This is a genomic window from Nostoc sp. FACHB-133 (genome assembly GCF_014698055.1).
GTDB lineage: Bacteria > Cyanobacteriota > Cyanobacteriia > Cyanobacteriales > Nostocaceae > Nostoc.
Genome location: NZ_JACJSH010000002.1, coordinates 309,517 through 328,080, shown reverse-complemented (window position 1 = coordinate 328,080; position 18,564 = coordinate 309,517). Strand labels below are relative to the sequence as shown.

Annotated in this window: 16 protein-coding genes; 10 read left to right on the top strand and 6 right to left on the bottom strand. The window is 40.2% G+C overall.

The annotated features are described in order from the left end of the window. Positions 1–94: 94 nt before the first annotated feature. Positions 95–949, bottom strand: coding sequence for a hypothetical protein (locus H6G86_RS03400; RefSeq protein WP_190933103.1), 855 nt, complete (start codon positions 947–949; stop codon positions 95–97). Positions 950–1,084: 135 nt separating this feature from the next. Between H6G86_RS03400 and H6G86_RS03395 the strand changes: the two genes are divergently transcribed. From H6G86_RS03395 to H6G86_RS03385, 3 genes are all read left to right on the top strand, one after another. Continuing rightward, the gene (locus H6G86_RS03395) at positions 1,085–2,002 is read left to right on the top strand and encodes a metallophosphoesterase family protein (protein ID WP_190933102.1); all 918 of its coding nucleotides are present in this window, start codon (positions 1,085–1,087) and stop codon (positions 2,000–2,002) included. A 323-nt stretch (positions 2,003–2,325) separates the two neighbouring features. Next, on the top strand, positions 2,326–3,684 hold the full coding sequence (locus H6G86_RS03390; protein ID WP_190933101.1) for an MATE family efflux transporter: 1,359 nt from the start codon (positions 2,326–2,328) through the stop codon (positions 3,682–3,684). Between the two features lie 198 nt (positions 3,685–3,882). Then, on the top strand, positions 3,883–4,176 hold the full coding sequence (locus H6G86_RS03385; RefSeq protein WP_190933100.1) for an antibiotic biosynthesis monooxygenase family protein: 294 nt from the start codon (positions 3,883–3,885) through the stop codon (positions 4,174–4,176). A 106-nt stretch (positions 4,177–4,282) separates the two neighbouring features. Here H6G86_RS03385 and H6G86_RS03380 read toward each other — a convergent pair whose 3' ends face one another. Beyond that, on the bottom strand, positions 4,283–4,822 hold the full coding sequence (locus tag H6G86_RS03380; protein ID WP_190933099.1) for a group I truncated hemoglobin: 540 nt from the start codon (positions 4,820–4,822) through the stop codon (positions 4,283–4,285). 531 nt (positions 4,823–5,353) lie between these two features. Between H6G86_RS03380 and H6G86_RS03375 the strand changes: the two genes are divergently transcribed. Then, a complete protein-coding gene (locus H6G86_RS03375; protein ID WP_190933098.1) occupies positions 5,354–5,647 on the top strand; it encodes an antibiotic biosynthesis monooxygenase family protein in 294 nt (97 codons plus the stop codon). A gap of 57 nt (positions 5,648–5,704) precedes the next feature. Here the strand turns inward: H6G86_RS03375 and pcrA are convergent, their stop codons facing one another. Further along, the gene (gene pcrA, locus H6G86_RS03370) at positions 5,705–8,026 is read right to left on the bottom strand and encodes a DNA helicase PcrA (protein WP_190933097.1); all 2,322 of its coding nucleotides are present in this window, start codon (positions 8,024–8,026) and stop codon (positions 5,705–5,707) included. A gap of 157 nt (positions 8,027–8,183) precedes the next feature. Here pcrA and H6G86_RS03365 point away from each other — a divergent pair, with 157 nt between their 5' ends. From H6G86_RS03365 to H6G86_RS03350, 4 genes are all read left to right on the top strand, one after another. Then, complete coding sequence (locus H6G86_RS03365; RefSeq protein WP_190933096.1) at positions 8,184–8,405, top strand: hypothetical protein; 222 nt, start codon at positions 8,184–8,186, stop codon at positions 8,403–8,405. A gap of 547 nt (positions 8,406–8,952) precedes the next feature. Continuing rightward, positions 8,953–9,921: a sodium-dependent bicarbonate transport family permease gene (locus tag H6G86_RS03360; RefSeq protein ID WP_190933095.1), complete on the top strand. Its 969-nt coding sequence runs from the start codon at positions 8,953–8,955 to the stop codon at positions 9,919–9,921. A gap of 4 nt (positions 9,922–9,925) precedes the next feature. Further along, complete coding sequence (locus H6G86_RS03355) at positions 9,926–10,237, top strand: P-II family nitrogen regulator (protein WP_190933094.1); 312 nt, start codon at positions 9,926–9,928, stop codon at positions 10,235–10,237. Positions 10,238–10,265: 28 nt separating this feature from the next. Then, a complete protein-coding gene (locus H6G86_RS03350) occupies positions 10,266–10,967 on the top strand; it encodes a carbonic anhydrase (RefSeq protein WP_190933125.1) in 702 nt (233 codons plus the stop codon). 100 nt (positions 10,968–11,067) lie between these two features. Here H6G86_RS03350 and H6G86_RS03345 read toward each other — a convergent pair whose 3' ends face one another. Beyond that, entirely contained in the window at positions 11,068–12,792 is a 1,725-nt protein-coding gene (locus H6G86_RS03345; protein WP_190933093.1) for a sensor histidine kinase, read from the bottom strand. Positions 12,793–13,735: 943 nt separating this feature from the next. On the opposite strand from H6G86_RS03345, the gene H6G86_RS03340 reads away from it, so the two are divergent. After that, on the top strand, positions 13,736–14,170 hold the full coding sequence (locus tag H6G86_RS03340) for a CAAD domain-containing protein (protein ID WP_012407766.1): 435 nt from the start codon (positions 13,736–13,738) through the stop codon (positions 14,168–14,170). Between the two features lie 234 nt (positions 14,171–14,404). Here H6G86_RS03340 and H6G86_RS03335 read toward each other — a convergent pair whose 3' ends face one another. Both H6G86_RS03335 and H6G86_RS03330 read right to left on the bottom strand, forming a co-directional pair. Continuing rightward, positions 14,405–15,535 carry an S-layer homology domain-containing protein gene (locus tag H6G86_RS03335; RefSeq protein ID WP_190933092.1) on the bottom strand — a complete coding sequence of 377 codons (1,131 nt, stop codon included), beginning with the start codon at positions 15,533–15,535 and terminating at the stop codon, positions 14,405–14,407. A gap of 41 nt (positions 15,536–15,576) precedes the next feature. Next, entirely contained in the window at positions 15,577–16,449 is an 873-nt protein-coding gene (locus tag H6G86_RS03330; protein WP_242064664.1) for a Uma2 family endonuclease, read from the bottom strand. A gap of 306 nt (positions 16,450–16,755) precedes the next feature. Between H6G86_RS03330 and H6G86_RS03325 the strand changes: the two genes are divergently transcribed. Continuing rightward, positions 16,756–18,114, top strand: coding sequence for a sensor histidine kinase (locus tag H6G86_RS03325; protein WP_190933091.1), 1,359 nt, complete (start codon positions 16,756–16,758; stop codon positions 18,112–18,114). Positions 18,115–18,564: the final 450 nt, after the last annotated feature.

Genomic DNA, 18,564 nt, shown 5'->3' with positions numbered 1-18,564 from the left:
ATACTTGAAGTTAAAAATAAAAATTACGAATTAAGTTAGCGTAGCAGGGCGGAGAAGCCCATTACGAATTACGAATTACGAATTACGAATTATTTTAGCTTGTTGTTTGCCGTTTAAAAATCACCATTTCAGTACCGACAACTGGGTTACGCGCTATCAGCTTATCTTGGGAGTCGATAATTTCTAAATGGGTAAAATCAAGTTCTTGAGAACGTTGTAATATTTCCGCAGCTAGTTTGTCCTGCTGAGATTCTTTGAGAGTGTACCAATCGTCACTAATTTTGACAGTCAAGTTACTCGTGCGGAAATTGGCTTGAATTGACTTTATCAGACCAGAAGCAATGCGATCGCTAATTTCGGCTACCTGATTTTCAATAGCCGCAATCAAAGCTTGTTCTGGTGTTAATTCTATAGCTGGTGTCGGTGTTGGCGTTGGGGTGGGAATTGGTTCAGGTTCAGGTTCTGGCGGCGTAATTTCCTCTGGTGGCTGTGGCGGCTGCGGTTCTGGTACAACTGACTCCGGTGGAGTAGTTATCGTTGGTGTCGGTGCAGGAACCTCTTCAACTGGAGGAACCGTTGCTATTTTAGTAGGTTTACCAGTAAAGACAGTTGTAGTTGTCCAAATGAGAATTACAGCAATTCCAGCCACAATTCCCGTCAAAGCTGTATCTGATAACTTTGTTGATAAATTTGATGGCAAAAACAAGCGGATTGTCCTTAACAGTCCACCCCATCGCAACTGAAGCTGTTGTAAAAAGCCGGGTGTTTCCTTAGTACCTGGTGGGGATGCTGTCTCCAGTTTGTCCACCGTTGTTTCTAAAACCCCAATCGTCCCTCGGAGAACTTGGATAATTTTAGCCTTCCAAAATGGCTGAACTCTCTGGTAAGGTTTTTGGGGAGGTTGATTTCCCTGTTCATCCGTCGGTTTTGACTGATTGTCTTGTGACATGGAACTTTCACCAAAAGCAGCGAATCAAAGACAAACAACATACATTATTACTGGTGCTGCCTTCTTTTGCCTTAATGTATCACTTCATTGCTCATTGTTTCCGCTAAACTGACTATTTATCAAATTTGGTGAATTATGAACTTAAAACGCCGTCAATTTTTATTTTTAAGTAGCTTCAGCGCCATTAGTACAGGATTTTTAGCCTGGATGTTAACTAATCAAAATCATCACAGTGCTGATCTTACCGATTCAACTACAGCTATAGCCGCCAACCCAGTTAAAAAAGACTTGTTATTACGTTTTGTATCTGTGGCTGATACGGGGACTGGTGCTAAAGGACAGTATGCTGTGGCTGGGGCAATGAATGCCTATCACAAACAAAATCCTTATGATTTAGTCGTTTTAGCTGGAGACAATATTTACAATAACGGCGAAATGGAAAAAATTAGTGCAGTTTTTGAGCGTCCTTATCAACCTTTGCTAAAACAAGGTGTGAAATTCCAGGCTTGTTTAGGCAATCACGATATTCGTACTGCCAATGGCGATTTACAAGTCAAGTATGTCGGCTTTAATATGAAGGGACGTTACTATACATTTAAACGTAATCAAGTACAATTTTTTGCTTTAGATACTAACGGTAATGCTGATTGGAAAAATCAGCTAACTTGGTTAGAAAAAGAATTAAGTATTAGTAATGCTCCTTGGAAAGTGGTATTTGGTCATCATCCAATTTATTCATCAGGTCAGTATGGGAGTAATCCAGATTTTATTAAAACTTTTACTCCCCTATTTAAAAAATACGGCGTTCAACTTTATATCAATGGTCACGAACACAATTATGAACGCACACGTGCTATTGATGGGACAACTTATTTAATTTGTGGTGCAGGTGCTGGTAATCGTCCTGTAGGGCGTTCTGAGTGGACAGGGTATTCTACCAGTGATTTAAGTTTTGCCTCTTATGAAGTGTATAAAGATAGAATAGAAATAAGTGCGATCGCTACTAATAATCGCGTATTTGATAAAGGTATTATTCAATTAAAATCAGCTTAGTTAGATGACTCAGCAAAAACTTATTTCTGCACTCAACACTACTTTAGAATCGTATCAAGCACCAGATGCTATATAAAATACTTTTACAAAAAGCCTTATTTTTAGACTGGGGCGTACTTTGTTGCTAGTTGCAAAGGAGTTACAGTTGAGCAACTAAAATATTCCGTTGATAGTCTCCCATTAGTTTTTCCTCCGTAAGACTGTAACGCGAATCTTCTTACTCCATTAAGATATATTAAAGTTCACAGAAGCAGCAAGCATCTTCTGCACATGGGTTTAGATTTTGGAAAAACCCTTTGTTCTTAACATGGGGTTATAAGTATATGTTTTCTGAAGTTAAAAAATGTCTTGTGTTAGCTGTACCTTTGGCAACAGCACAATTGGCGCAATCTGCAACTGGTTTTGTGGATACGGTAATGATGGGCTGGTTGGGAAGTCAGACTATTGCATCTGGAGGTTTGGGAGTTGTTATCTTTAGTTTTTGTCTGTTGATTGTTAGTGGTATCCTTTCTGCTGTCAGTCCGTTAGCTGCCCAAGCATACGGGACTGGAAATAGAGAAAAAGTTGGCACAATTGTCCGCCTTGGACTAGGGATATCTCTGGTACTAGGAATACCAACTACATTGCTGATTTACAATGGAGGTGCTTTACTACTTCTACTAGGGCAGAATGCTAACACAGTAGCACTAGCAGAGATTTATTTAAAAGCGATCGCACTCGGTTTTATTCCTGCTTTAGGCTTTGCAGTACTTAAAAGCTTTCTTTCTGCTCTATTGCAACCGAAATTAGTGATGGTAACTGTGGTTTTGGGTACTCTGCTCAACTTCACAGCTAACTATGTGCTGATGTTTGGCAAACTGGGATTTCCCGCGCTGGGTTTAGCTGGTATCGGTTGGGCAAGCACATTCTCACTTTGGAGTATGTTTGTTGCTTTAATAGTTTATATATGTAATCAGCCTCGCTTTGCAGTTTACGGTATTTTTCGACCTTTATCTAAAAAAGCTTTTTCCTTAGAGTATCGGCGGATCATTGGTGAGATTTTTCAGGTTGGATTGCCTATTGGGGGGCTGATTGCAGTCGAAGGGGGACTGTTCACTGTTGTTACTTTCATAATAGGACAATTAGGAACAAACGCTCTTGCTGCCCATCAAATTGCTTTACAAACAATTTCGATATCATTCCAGATGGCAGTAGGCATTTCTCTAGCGACAACAGTACGTGTTGGGCAGTTAGTTGGACAGAATAAACTGCTTGCTACTCGTCTGGCTGGATATGTAGGTATTGCTATTGCAGGTCTATCTATGGGTGTGGTAGGCATTACATTTTGGTTAGTACCAAAGTCAATTATTTCTCTTTATATTGACATTAACGATCCAAACAATGCAGATGTAGTTGCCCTTGCAGTGAAATTGCTGGGAGTGGCAGCGATTTTTCAAATAGTTGACGGTGTGCAAGTTACTGCGGGGGCAGCATTACGCGGACTAAAAGACACTCGAATTCCTATGTTTATTGGTATTTTTGCTTATTGGTGCGTTGGTTTATTCACTGGTTATACTTTTGGAATCTCATCGGGGTATGGAGCTATTGGTCTTTGGTGGGGACTAGCTATTGGTTTAGCGATCGCTGCAATAGTAATGACTTGGCGGTTTAGCAACAAAACAACTAAGAGATCTGCGGGTTAATAGTATCCCAACCAGACGGGTTTCGACTGCGCTCAACCCTCAGCCATCGAGAGTTGAGCGCAGTCGAAACTCGGTTTACTGGTACTTTATTCTCACGCAAGTTCCTAACCACGGGTAATAAACAGCCTAAAAGGAGAGAGGTCAGAATATTAAGTTGCACATCGCGTTAACATTAGCTTAATTCTCACCAAAGACTATATGATTCTTGAGGCAGTTATGCTTCCTGTTAAACCTGGTCTGGAATCCGATTTTGAAGTTGCTTTCAAAAAAGCTTCTAAAATTATTTCCTCAATGGATGGATATTTCTCCCATGAATTGCATAGATGTATAGAAGTCGAAAGAAAATATTTATTACTTGTAAAATGGGAAACTTTAGAATCTCATACTGTCAAATTTAGAACTTCTGCTGAGTATCAAGAGTGGAAAAAACTTCTGCATCATTTTTATGAGCCATTTCCCACTGTTGAACACTTTGAAGAAATTGAAATATGAAAAATAAGAACCCCGACTTCTTTGAAAAATCGGGGTTCTGCGATTGTATCACTCTACTCATTGCAACTGTGCTACTTTTGGGTAAACAATCTTTCGTCACCCCTGTCTATAACTTTTCAACAATCTGGTCTCTAAGACTATTGACAAATCCCAGCACTTCGTTTTTCTCTGCTTGCTTGACCCCGTTTTTATCAAGGGCTAGCGCTATATCATTAGCAAAAGCATAAAATTCACCGTTAGTGAGACCTCCACCAATTCCACTATGAGAAAGCTTCATAGTCCGCCCAGTATAGACACAAGGGCCACCTGCTGCTTGGCAGAATTGAGCTATCAGCAACTCACGCAGCCGCTGTTTTGAGTTGGTACTCAAGCCAATAAAGTATTTACCAATCAATGGGTCAGCAAATATGTTTCCTGCGGAATCGTCAATGACTGCGGCAATTGCATTGTAGCCTCCTAATCTGTTATAGAGAGACCTTCCTGCTGAATTATGGGCTATAGTCACTTCCTCTGTTGATAGTTGAACTGGCGGTGTTGTTGTGGAACGAGCCAAACTAGGGCTTAACCTGAAAATAGTCACAACCATGATTGTGATAGGAACCAATGTTAACCAGAAAGCCTTTGTAAATAAGTTTTGTATTTTCATCGTCAAAGTTCCTCTGTTAAGTTTGATGCTGGATCAGTTTTCTTACTTCACACAATAAAATTCGGCTATAAAGATGGAGCCTAAAAAATAACCGAATTTATGCCTACTAAAATTTGTATGGAATGTCTATAAAACTTTGTAGTTCTGACTTTATTCCATAGAAAATATCTGAGAAAGTCTTTGATTTTCTCGTCTTTTTAATAGCAATGCCTGAAATATAGAACACGCATTTTTAGGAAATATTGCGCCCAAATAGAACTTACTTTAAAAGCACTTACTTTTAAAATAAGTTCTATTTGATTGAGCAAGCAAGAAGTATAGTACCACTGATCTCACAAATATTTAGTAATTAGAATAAAACAACCTACGTTTCCTACTTTTCCCACTTTTTAAAATACATATAATTTATTGAAAGGTTGGCTTAGAAAATCAGTTCATCTTTAAAAATAAAGTTAATACCCATATTTTTAAGAGTAAATATGCTTAAAGTTATACTAAATAACATTAGTCCAATTGTCACCGCAAAATTTTATGATTCTTGAGGCAGTTATTCTTAATGTCAAATCTGGGCTAGAATTCGATTTTGAAGCTACTTTCAAAAAAGCTTCTAAAATTATTTCCTCAATGGACGGATATTTATCCCATGAATTGCATAAATGTATAGAAGTCCAAGGTAAATATTTATTACTTGTAAAATGGGAAAGTTTAGAATCTCATACTTTAGGATTTAGAAATTCTGCTGAATATCAAGAGTGGAAAAAACTTCTGCATCATTTTTATGAGCCATTTCCTACTGTTGAACACTTTGAAGAAATTAAAATATGAAAAACAAGAACCCCGACTTATTGGAAAATCGGGGTTCTATGGCTTGTGGCTTTGTTTTCAAATTTTTTGCAACTGCGCTACTCTTGGGTCAACAATTTTTTGTCCCAAACTGGAAAATTTAATTGCTACAGACATTTTATTACCTGTTCCGAAGACATGAGTGATTTCACCCAGACCAAAAGTCTTGTGTAATACTCTATCGCCTACTTGCCAAGTCTGGGTTGCGTCTTGTTTTTCACTAGAAGTAGAGGCACTTTTAGTATAGCTTTGACGACTCGCGCGTTTAGTAGATAATAATTCTTCTGGCAACTCGTCGAGAAATTGCGATCGCATGGCTGGTTCACGAGAACCATACAAACGACGTTCCCGCGCGTGTGATAAAAATAACCGCTCTTGGGCGCGAGTAATTCCCACATAACACAGGCGGCGTTCTTCTTCCAAAGATGCGGGATCACTTAGCGATCGGTAGCCGGGAAATAGCCCCTGTTCTAATCCCACCAAAAAGACTACGGGAAACTCCAAACCTTTGGAAGCGTGCAAAGTCATCAAAGAAACGGCTGTTTGTCCTTCTTTTAAGTTATCTAAATCGGAACTGAGGGCGGCACTACTTAAAAAATCTCGCAGGGAAATCTCTTCGTTTTCTTCTTGAAATTGCAATGCAGCGTTATAAAGTTCCTGGACGTTTTGTACCCGATCTGTGGCTTCATCTGTGCCTTGATTCATCAAGTCTTGAACGTAACCAGAATCTTCTAATATTCCTTGCAAAACCTCAGTCACCGGAAGCGTGGCGACTTGTCCTTGCCAACGGCTAATCATTGCAGCAAAGTTATTTACAGCTTTTGTCGCCCGTCCAGCTAATGTATTAACTGATGTTTCATCACTGAGTATTTCCCATAAAGTTGTCCCTAATTGCTGAGATGCGTTCATCAAAGCGTCAATAGTGGTTTTGCCAATTCCCCGCCGGGGAGTATTAATAACTCGTAATAAACTGACTGTATCAGCTGGATTATTTATCGCTCTTAGATAAGCAACGACATCTTTAATTTCTTTGCGATCGTAAAACCTCATTCCCCCCACAACTGTGTAAGGAATTTGATATTTCACCAACAATTCTTCAAAGGGACGAGATTGGGCATTCGTCCGATAAAGTATAGCAAAACTACCCCAGTTTAACTCTGGATTTTGCTGTTCTAAAGTACTAATTTGATTAATAACAAATGCCGCTTCTGCAAGTTCTTCATCGGCTTTATGACAAGTAATCTGTTCACCCGTCCCCCGCGTCGCTTTCAGGACTTTATCAATCCGTTGGGTGTTATTTTCAATCAGTTCATTAGCCGCTTGCAGAATGTTTTCACAAGAACGATAGTTTTCTTCTAGCTTAACCATCGTTCGGGTATCATCATCTACTAAACCATCACCAAAGTCTTCCTGAAATCCTAGCAAGATGGTGAAATCTGCCATCCGAAAGCTGTAAATTGATTGGTCTGCATCGCCAACAACAAAAACTGAGCGATTTTCCCATTGCCATTCGCTCTTTTTGGTTTCGCCATTAGTAACTAATAAATTAATCAGTTGATACTGAGTGCGGTTAGTATCTTGATATTCATCTACAAGGATATGACGGAATTTGCGATGCCAGTAACCCAATACCTGCTCGTTTTGTTGAAATAATCTCGTAGGTACAAGAATAAGATCGTCAAAGTCGAGAGCGTTGTTTTGGGCTAACTTATCTTGATATAAATTGTATACTTGGGCAATTACCCGTCCGCGATAATTTGGTTGGTCTTGCTCAAATTCTTGAGGTGATAAACCTTGGTTTTTAGCATTACTAATAGCGTAGCGAACAGAGCGGGCATCAAACTTCTTATCGTCTAAATTTAGCTCTTTATTAACGATTTCTTTAATCAGAGTCATTACATCTGATTCATCAAAAATAGAGAAATTACGATTCCACTTGCGTCCTTTTTCGTCTACGTATTTTTCAATATCAAAACGGAGAATGCGAGAAAATAGACTGTGGAAAGTGCCACACCATAAATCTTTGATCGTGTTTTTGTAAACTTGCGATCGCAATTGCGTTTGTTGGTATTCTGTCAACAAATCCAATCGCTGACCATGTTGTTTCATTGCCAGTTGTTCTGCAAACAGCCGTTGAATCCGTTCTTTCATTTCCCGCGCGGCTTTATTGGTAAAAGTAACCGCCAGGATATGTTCTGGATCAACTTTGTGTTTCAGAATCAGATTTGCAATGCGATAAGTCAGCGCTCGTGTTTTACCGGAACCTGCGCCGGCAACAACTAGCAACGGCCCGCAGTAGTGTTCGACAGCTTGACGTTGACTAGGGTTAAGGTGACTGAGAAAGTCGATGGTTGTTGTCATGGATGTGAAAAAGCGATTGCCTGGTGTCACATCAATAGAGAGTCGCTATTGCCCAGGTTACAATATCTTAACGAAACTTGGTCAATAAAGATTGTGTGGCAATCTTCTTAACCAGAATGGTACTCTATCATGATTTATGTAGAAGCAAGAGAAAGCTATGCTGTCAGTCAAAGGCACATTCCAAAACGGTGTAGTTCATCCTAATGAACCAATTGAAGGGAATGAGGGGCAGTCAGTGATAATTGTGTTTGTCGAAGAAAACCGCACACCTGAGCCAGCAATGCCAGAAGACTCAGATTGGGATAAGCTGAGGCAGTTGATTAAAAACTGTGCAGTTGATACAGATATTGGTGATTTAGCACACCAGCATGACCATTAGACATCTCCAGAAATTAAATATGCGTGTATCCAGAATCCTTGTAGAGACGTAGCAGTGCTACGTCTCTACATTCATTTTCCGAGATGTCTATTATCTTTATGGAATGCCAAAGCGAGAATCATAACCTTGACAAAAGTTTTTTCTGACCGTCATTTTGAGCAAGCAGGATTTACAAAACTGTTGTAAATCAAAAAATCCTTGGATTTAAGCAAGGTTTGCGCAGGAGCAATTCATGAATTGCCCCTACAATACGTTAATTTTTTATACGCTAAATACGTTGATCGCGAGTTCTCCCTACACTTTCTGTCGTAAGATCAGCGACGGGGAATCCAACATCAAAAAATGTTGGACAAGCTCTCACTTTTTCTGTTCTCAGCACTGTTTAACACCTAATCAATAAGTATTGTCACGAATAGGACAATTCACTCCTTGAGTACCCAATTGATATGGGGTAGCAATACACAATACATCACGATTCAACCGTTAAGTTTTTAAAGATGAAAAATTTCTTTAATTTCAGGTTTAACCAATACAAGGATGGGTGGACATGGATCTGAGCTTAATTGTATCCAACATTTTGAATCCGCCAATTCTGTTTTTCTTTTTAGGCATGACTGCGGTTTTTGTCAAGTCCGATCTAGAAATTCCCCCACCAGTGCCTAAACTCCTTTCGTTGTATCTGCTGTTTGCCATTGGTTTTAAAGGAGGGGTAGAACTAATCAAAAGCGGACTTAATCAAGAAGTGATTCTAACACTCGCAGCAGCAATGATGATGGCTTGTGTTGTTCCAATTTACACCTTTTTTATCCTGAAGTGGAAATTGGATACTTACGATGCGGCTGCGATCGCTGCAACCTACGGTTCTATCAGTGCCGTCACTTTCATCACTGCTGGCGCTTTTCTTAGTGAGCTTGGTATTCAGTATGATGGTTACATGGTAGCAGCTCTTGCCCTGATGGAATCTCCGGCGATCATTGTTGGTCTGATCTTGGTGAGTATATTCACCGCCGATGAAAAGCGAGAGTTTGCTTGGTCAGAAGTTTTGCAAGAAGCATTTCTTAATAGTTCAGTTTTTCTCCTAGTTGGTAGCCTGTTAATCGGTGTCTTGACAGGAGAACGTGGTTGGCACGTATTAGAACCCTTTGCTCAAGGGTTGTTTTATGGCATTCTCACCTTCTTTTTACTGGATATGGGACTGGTTGCTGCCAGAAGAATTAAAGACTTGCAAAAAACCGGAGTTTTCCTGATTTTATTTGCCATACTAATTCCTATACTCAATGCAGGCGTTGGGTTAGCGATCGCCAAATTCATCGGTATGCCTCCGGGAAATTCGCTGTTATTCGCTGTATTGTGTGCCAGTGCTTCTTACATTGCTGTCCCGGCGGCGATGCGGATGACTGTTCCCGAAGCAAATCCCAGCCTATATGTTTCTACCGCTTTAGCAGTCACATTTCCGTTCAATATTATTGTGGGAATTCCGCTATATCTCTACGGAATTAACCTATTTTGGAGGTAATAATATGCACGTAGTTAAAAAGATAGAAATTATTGCCAACTCCTTTGAGCTTGCCAAAATTTTAGAAAGTTTAGACAAGTCTGGTGTACATAGCCATGCCGTAATCCGCAATGTTGTTGGTAAAGGATTACGAGGAACGACAGAAGATTTAGACATGACCATGCTTGATAATGTTTACATCCTCGCATTTTGTATGCCAGAACAACTCAAGCCTGTTGTCGAAAATCTCAGACCACTCCTCAATAAGTTCGGAGGTACTTGCTACGTTTCCGATGTGATGGAAATTCGCTCTGTCAGATGTATCGCGTCGATTTAAGAGAGTTATAAATTCAATGAAGCATTTCATGGAACGTCGTGACTTTTTGAAGTTGGGAATGACTGGGGCCTTTGGAATGATGCTAACTGCCAGCGATTTACTCTGGCAGGTTAAACAGGCTAAAGCTGCCGAAATCCCCCCAAATTCCCCTGAATCTCTCAGTCCCGATGAAGCATTACAAAAGCTGATTGAGGGAAATCAGCGATTTATCGATCATCACCCCCAATACCCCGATCAATCTGCGCTGCGGTTGCAGGAAGTTGCTCAAGCTCAACATCCATTTGCAACTATTCTTAGTTGTGCTGATTCACGAGTACCGGCAGAAATTGTTTTCGATCAAGGCATCGGGGATATCTTTGATGTTCGGATTGCCGGAAATATTGCCACACATGAAGCGATCGGCAGTATTGAATATGCCGTTGTTTTATTAGGTTCTCCACTGTTGATGGTGATGGGCCATGAACGTTGTGGGGCTGTAACCGCAGCTGTACAAAAGGAATCGTTACCCGGTGATATTAGTACGTTTGTGAAGGCAATTAAGCCAGCCCTGAAAAAGGTCAAAGATCAGCCAGGTGACGCGGTTGAAAATGCTGTGGTGGCAAATGTGCAATATCAAATTGAACGGTTGCAAAAATCAAAGCTTTTAAGTGAGCAGGTGCAGTCAGGTAAATTGAAAATTGTGGGCGGTCGTTACGACTTGGATACAGGGAAAGTAACTATTATTACTTAGTTCGGGAGATGAGGAAGATGAGGGGCAGGGGGCAGGGGAAGCAGGGGGAGAAAGAAGAACCAATGCCCAATGCCCAATGCCCAATGCCCAATTCCCAATTTTAATCCTGCACAGTCATTGGCAGACGAATAGTAAAAGTAGAACCAAGTCCCGGCTGACTTTTGACAATAATCTCACCACCCATCATCTGACAAAAGTGGCGGCTAATTGCCAAGCCTAGCCCTGTACCTCCATACTTTTTCGTAGTCGAAGTATCTCCTTGGGTAAAAGGTTGAAATAACTGCTGCTGTTGACGGTTAGACATACCTATACCTGTGTCGGTAACGGTAAAAGTAATCATACCCAAAGGAGCATCCAGTCGTAATTCCTCCTTTTCTCTATTGACTGTCAGCGTCACCTTGCCATTTGTAGTAAACTTACTGGCGTTGCTTAGTAAATTTAACAACACCTGCCGCATCCTAGTTTGATCGGCGTACATGGTGCCAAGTTGCTCATCAAAATGCACTTCTAAAACATTGGCATTTTTTTCTATAGCTGGTTTGACTGTGAGAACGACGTTATTAATTAGCGTCGCAATCTCAAATGTTTCTGGATAGAGAGTCATTTTCCCCGCTTCAATTTTTGACAAGTCGAGGATTTCGTTAATCAAGTGCAGTAGATGCTTACCAGCAGCGTTAATTGTTTCTAAGTCGGTGATAAAGTCTGCTGATAAACCAAGATCGGTAGCGTCGTCTTCTAGAAGTTGGCTCAAGCCAATGACAGCATTTAATGGTGTGCGTAATTCGTGGCTGACATTGGCTAAAAATACGCTTTTTGCCTTGCTAGCAGCTTCGGCTAGTTCTTTAGCTTGTTGTAGTTCTTTGGTTCGCTCAGATACTCGCTCAATCAGACGATTTAGAGATTTGGCAAGTAGGCCAATTTCATCTTCAGTGGTGACGGGCGCTCGCAAATCAAAATTATGTTTCCGCGCCACTTGTTCAGCTACTTGGGTGACGGTGATAACTGGTTCAGCGATCGCTCGACTGGTACGCCAAGCTACAATGGCTGCGATCGCCACCGAAACGAGCATACTGATAATTACGATAAATCGCTCAACTATTTTTGCCTGCTCAACGGCTTTTTGCCTTTCTTGCTCTTGATCTTCAGCAGTTTGCAGGATGTTAGCCAAACTTTCAGAAAGCTGATCTAGGCGCATGGCTGTTTCACCACGCATAATTGTCAATAACTGCGATCGGGCAGCAGAAATCTGCTGAGGCTGCGCTGGTTGGGAGTCAATTTTTTGTAAGACAGCCTCGATTTGGTCAACGTAAGCTTTTAAATTATTCTTGTAATCTAGCAATAGCGTCTGTAAAGTCGAACTTGTTGCCGCTAGTCTTTTAGGTTTACTGTCAATAAATCCAGAAATTTTTGACTCTAATTGCTTGGCTTTTTCAACATTCTTCAAAAAATCAGCTTTTTTGGTTTGTAGTTGCTGTGAATTTTCTAATACAGCAACTAGATTAGAGCTATGTAATTGCGCCCCTACTACTGCATCTCTATAATTACTCAGTAGTTGTCCTTGTTCATAAGCTTGATTGAATTGCCTTACTTCTCTACCCCGGTAGTAGTTGGCAATCACTAACCCAGTTAGCGCTCCAAAAAAGCCAATCCCGATAGCTACAAAGTACCCATAGCCAATTTTTTGATGGATGCGCCAAGAACTGGCTTTGAGTTTCCCTCGTGAGGGAAATTCTATAGTCGGTAGTTCGTCTGTCAATGGCTCTTCGGCTGACACTTTTTTGATTTCTGAACTGCTATCGATAAGGGTTGGCTTTTGAGTTGGCATTTCTCAAACCTCCTTGCCTTCCCGCAAAAATTACCAAATCAGTCTAGCTTGTACAAACAGTTTAATTGGTTATTAACATTTACATTATCTTCTTTTATAGCAACAGCAAATCATTGCTTAGTAGATAATTCGCATAAACTCATATACTACGAGTTATTTTGATAGCAATGTTGCTAAGTACACTTACTGATAGCGAACCGAATTCACTTTTTTCAACAGTAACAAATAATTTCCCGAACTAAAGACCTATCTGAGACCGTCTTCTCCTTACTACAATACTTTCCTCAATATACAGTTGATAGCAATTAGTTCTTGACATCAGGTAAGCCACTAGTCTACCTTACTGCTTCCTTATAAAATTAATACAATCAGGAAAAAAACAAAAGGTTTGATTATGGGGCATGGGGCATTGGTTATTTCTGCCTCATCCCCAATCACCAGCACGCTTATCATAAAATAGGTTGAAAGTCTAGTCGATGTGAATACACAAAAACTTTTATTACGTATTAATATCAATACGAATGCGTTAATTGACGAACCAGGCTTAAGATAGCTTTAATATTGGCTAAAATCGGCTTTTAGGCTTATATAAATGAGAGGTGGGCTGATTTTGCCTGATTTGTACTTAGATTTAGTACGATTATGAACAAATGACACGGAATGAGATAATCACAACCAGAGGATTCCAGTTGATTTAGAAAAGAACCCAGAAGGACGATTATAATACATCCTACTCCCTTCTGAATTCTATCCTCCTACTGACTGTCTACCTTGTAGTTGATGCAGTAGATATTACGGGGCAATTATAGTTAAAGGACACTAAAACCCTTTTGTGCCCTTTAATCAATTGTACTGATGCACTTGTGCATTACCTAACCAACAGCCTTTTGGTTGCAATTATCCAGATTAGAAAAACTCAACTGTCAAATTAATGGGAGTGAAAATGCCAGAACAAGATTTTACTGAAACCGCATCCAAAGAAACTACAGTGGCAGAGATCAACACCCAAACGGGAACCATCACAAAAGTCCAGCCTCCCGCACAGTCTCAAGATGAATGGCTAAAATACGGGGAGCAAGTTTCTACATTTTTAGCAACATTGCCAGAATATGTGGGAGGCTTCTTTAATGAATATAAGCAACCTCTGGTAACAGTTGGTTTAATTGTAGGATCAATTGTTGGTGTTAAAGTACTCTTGGCAATATTAGATGCTTTGAATGATATCCCTTTAGTAGCGCCTACTTTTGAGTTGATAGGGATTGGTTACTCTGCCTGGTTTGTTTACCGCTATTTACTCAAAGCCTCAACTAGGAAAGAGTTAACTAGTGAAATCACCACTCTAAAATCACAAGTGGTTGGTAAAATTCCAGAAGCTTGATATCTAAATATCGCTTATCCTGCAAAGACTCTACGCAAATAATCTAATTCAAAATCACCCTCTGAGTCTGATCTAAGGAAGCCTTAGCTCAGACTTTTCTCAAAATCAAAAATTTTTGAATTTCTAATTTTGAATTTTGAATTTTCTGCAAGGGGTTGGCCAAGAAGCAGAGGAATAAAGGATCGCTAAGAATCTTTTTCCTCTGCTTCTTTGTTGAACACTTTTCTCGCAAGCTCACCGAGACGAGCCTCCTGAAGACAATTTAACCTTTGGAGTGCGCGAAGTTTCTGGAGATGCACTGGACAATCGCACTATACTTGGAGATGAAATTGCCTGCAACTTGCCCCGTTTTACTAAAGCTTGATGAATCATCGCCGCAACTTCAGCCCGACTAGCTACTTTGTTGGGAGCAAGAATTTGTGGGTTTGGATAGTTAACTACCAGACCATTGGTTGTAGCAGCAGCTATTTTGCTGATAGCATAAGGTGGAATATCTTTAGCATCTTTGTAGACACTTAAAATCTGATTTGGCGAAGTGGGCGCTTTCAAATTCAACCCACTAACAAGGGCAACCAAAACTTGCACTCGTGAAATATCTTGTTGTGGTTTGAAGGTTTTTTTCGGGTAGCCTTTGAGAAATCCGGCACTGATGGCTTGGTCAATTGCTGGAGTTGCCCAGAATTTTGTTGGTACATCTTCAAATGCGATCGCAGTCTTAGACGGTTCTTGGTCAAAGGCTTTTTGCACAATCGCAGCAAATTCGGCACGGTTTACAGGCTGATTTGGTCTAAAAGAATAATCAGGAAACCCTTTGAGAATACTACGAGAAGAAAGAACATCTATAAAACGCCGACCCCAAAAGTTATTGGGCACATCGTTAAATGCAATTGGCGGCGGAATAATAGATTTTTGTTTTGCTGGAGTTACTAAAGGTAGCGCTGATGATTTAATTGATGACTCAAGTACTGCTGAAGAGGGTACAGGTGTTTGTGGGGGTTGAGTTGGGATTACCTGAGCAGATGGTAAAACTGCACGGGAAGGAGCGGCGCTGTTAGTTGGCAATGAAGATGTCTTGGGTTCAACAACAGCCTCCGGTGGAGAATAGGGCAAAACTGTCTTAGGGACTACATTTGGTTCTACCTTGGAATTAAGGGAAGGCAATACTTGATTTGGTTGAACACTAGGCGAAGGAGTGGAAGAAGCCGATAGCAGCCCGTTCAAGTTCCAGCTAGAATCCCTGCGAGACAATGACCAAAAAAGAATCGCTCCGATAGTGGTGAAGGCAACCAGAATGGCTATAAATTCATCAAAGCCAAGGGCAGTTCTTTGGGATGACTCCGGTTCGGAAGGAGGTTTATTTGTCATCGTGATTACCCTGGTAGCAGTAAAATTTGTGTCTAAACAAATTAAGCCACAGATGACTCTTTTACACCAGCCTTTTTTAATTCGTAATTCTTAGTAAAATATCCGGCTTCTGGTTCAATGCCGAGCGATCGCAATTGGGCAGCTAGGCGATCGGCTCTTTGGCGTTCCTGTTCTGCCCTTTGGGATTCTTGTTCTGCTCTTTGGGATTCCTGTTCTGCTCTTTGAGATTCCTGTTCGGCTCTTTCATCGCCATTCAACAACAAATTACCTTGTAAATCCCACCAACGCAGCCAGGGTAATTCCACATTCTGATAAACTCCCTGCCATAAGCCTAATTCAACACCCAAAGCAACAATGGGATAATGTCCTCGTTCATTTGCTGGTAAAATCTGATACTGTCCTTCAATCAGATGATAAACTTCTAGGTTAGCTTTACTCGCTTCATAAATGCCGTAGAAGGGAGGACGAATGACTTGCTCATAAATCCAAAATTTACCCTTCAAAGGAGTTTGATCCCGTTCTTCACTACCGTCCCCAGAGACAAATTCTAAAACAATCAACGGGGCAATAAACTCTCGCCACAACACATAAGAACGTCGCGTTTGCCCATTGAGCAAAAATGGTACATTCGGTACATAAAACCAATCTGGTGCTTCTGCGCCTTTTTCTGGGGGATCGGTTAAGCGCCAGTAAATGCCTAAGTCTTGCCCTATACAGTATTCACCTTCAGGATTTAATTGTTTAAGGATAGGTGTAATAGATTCAGTTAGTAAGATGCTTTGGGGATGCTCTTGCCAATTTTTGCCTCCGGCACGCTCCGCGAACACGAACGTACCATCGGACTCAGGAAGTTGAGTATGATCCGGGAAGGGGAAAGGAGTGAGGGCGTTGAGTGGATTGGTTACAGAGGTCATAACGCTACCTTTGCACTCTTCGTAAAGATTATTTTTAGTTTAGCTTGCGTAGGCGTAGCCCGTCGTAGACATCGCTCTCTAAATATTCATCAGCAAGATTTTGAAGGAGGCAGGAGGCAGTTTTTCTCTAAATTGCTTTCATTAATAAATCGCCCGCCAATTACTTGTAGCCGCCTGAGAACAATTTTCACCCTGACATACCACTAGTCTTATTAGATACCTAAACCAAAACCGGATTTCGAGGGTGGCAGAATGTAAAATATTAACTTATTGTTTACCCAATCTTTGTAAAAATCAGGGTGTCTAGTGTCAGAAGAATTTAGTTGCCAAATCTCACCGCCATTTTTGTCTGTTGGTAGCGATCGCGATCTGGGTTTAGATTCAACCCTCCAAGAACTTCCAATGTACAACTTCCCAGTGGAAATCAATCACACTGGTATGGAAGTGGCTAATTTTTTAGAAAAGTACCCCCTGCTACCAGGAGTAGTTTTGGTAGAACAGGGAAAGTTCATTGGGATGATTTCGCGGCGGCGGCTGCTGGAATTTTTGATTCGTCCTTATGGACAAGAGTTGTTGGTTCAGCAACCATTAGCCGTTCTTTACAGCTATGCACGGATACCAATATTGCTGCTTGCTGATACAACATCGATTTTAACAGCGATGCAACTTAGCTTAAAGCGATCGCCAGAATTATTAGCAGAACCAATTGTAGTACACACAGAATCTGGGGCTTATAGATTGTTAGATGTCCAAGAATTGAATATTATTTCTTGGCAAATTCGAGGAATCGACAATCTGGTGCGCTATGAACGCAGCCAAGCTCAAATGATTCAAAATGATAAAATGGCAAATCTGGGACGTTTGGTAGACGGCGTAGCGCACGAAATTTTAGATCCAGTGGGTTTTATTTGGGGGAATATAACTTATGTTTCTACCTACAGCCAAGATTTACTCAAGCTAATAGCTACTTACGATCAAGAGTTACCATCAGTTTCTCAGGCAATTAATCAAATTAAAGAAGATATTGAATTTGATTTTTTAGAACAAGATTTGTCGCGATCGCTTGCAAGTATCCGTACTGGCGCGGAAAGATTAAAAAAGCTTGTTACTAGTTTACAAAACTTTTGTCATATCGATGAACTCTATCCAAAACCAGTAGATTTACACGCAAGTATAGATACTATTATTTTATTAATTAATAGCCGTCTTCAAGGAGAAATTGAAATAGTCAAATACTACGGTCAGCTACCCCCAGTTTATTGCTTTATAGGGCAGCTAAACCAAGTTTTGATGAATATTTTTAGCGAAGTTGTAGATATTTTGCTCAATGAAGCGGTTAGACAGCAGTTGCATTTAGAAGATAAAAATACTGTTCAAAAACCTCGAATTGAGATTACTACAGAAGTTATATCACAAGAAGCAAGCAATCCAAATGCACCAGATTCTCGTTGGGTATTAATTCGCATTGCTGACAATGGCCCTGGAATGTCTCAAGAATTGCAACAGCAGATTATGGAGTCTTTTTCTCTGGAAACAAAGAATAGTAAAAATACTAGTTTAGCAGTAAGTTATCGAATCATAACTGTGAGACATGGCGGTAAATTAAATTTCCATTCCCAGATTGGTATAGGTACAAAATTTGAAATACTATTACCTCTGCTTTAACAGCATATATATATTTATATGCAATTAGGAAATTTATCCATGTATTAACAATTTTTTCAATAAACAATCGCTCAAATACTAAATTTAAAATCAGCACCAAGTCATGCTTTTATAAGTTTAAAATCCAAAAAATTAAATATTATTTGAGCCTTCCCAATTATCCGAACAGATATTGCTCGGATCATTGCTAATTTTTCATTTATACCGCAATACGGTTCAGTTAAGGCTAAAACTCTGTTACCAAAGTCGTTTTTTTAACGAACCGCCAAGGCGCAGAGAACGCAGAGAGAAGAAAGAGATGCTTAATCGAAATGTATTGTTTTATACAGCTTACTTATAAACCAATACAAGTAAGTTGGCAGAATAAAATCAAACTATGTAAAGGAAAATGAACTAGGCTAAAACCCTTATACCTATTGCCTATTGCCCTATCCCAACAACAATTATTTA